Source organism: Mycobacterium sp. 94-17 (assembly GCF_035617725.1).
Taxonomy (GTDB): Bacteria; Actinomycetota; Actinomycetes; order Mycobacteriales; family Mycobacteriaceae; genus Mycobacterium.
This window is the reverse complement of sequence record NZ_JAPIYN010000093.1, coordinates 1-453: the sequence shown is the minus strand read 5'-3', so window position 1 is coordinate 453 and position 453 is coordinate 1. Positions and strand designations below refer to the sequence as shown.

The 453-nt window shown below is 71.7% G+C and carries 1 protein-coding gene; it reads right to left on the bottom strand.

What is annotated here, in order from left to right:
• A partial coding sequence (locus OQ789_RS25805) for a condensation domain-containing protein (protein ID WP_324689259.1) occupies positions 1-453 on the bottom strand: 453 nt, incomplete at both ends.

Below are 453 nucleotides of genomic sequence, written 5' to 3'. Positions count from 1 at the left end.
GGACTCTGGCCGTCGGCGAGATCGCCCAGCTGCGCGCGCTGCCACAGCGTGTAGTCGACGTACTGCACCGCAAGCGGCGCCCAGCCGGGGGTCCGGCTCGCGCACCGGCCGGCATAGGCCGCCCCGAGATCGGCCACCAGCGGAGTGATCGACCAGCCGTCGGCCGCGATGTGATGCACCGCGGCCACCAGCACATGCTCGTCGTCGCAGACGCGGAAAAGCCTTGCTCGCAAAGGGATTTGGGCTGTGAGGTCGAATGGGTGACGCGCGGCGGCGCCGACGGCCTCCTGGAGCTCGCGTGCCGGCCAGCCGTAGGCATCGACGACATCCCAACCGAAGTCGGCGCGCTCAACTGGGATGACGAGCTGCTGGGGCCTCCCGTCGGCCGCGGGGAACAACGTGCGCAGGCTCTCGTGGCGGGCGACCACGTCGGCCAGCGCCCGGCCCAACGCC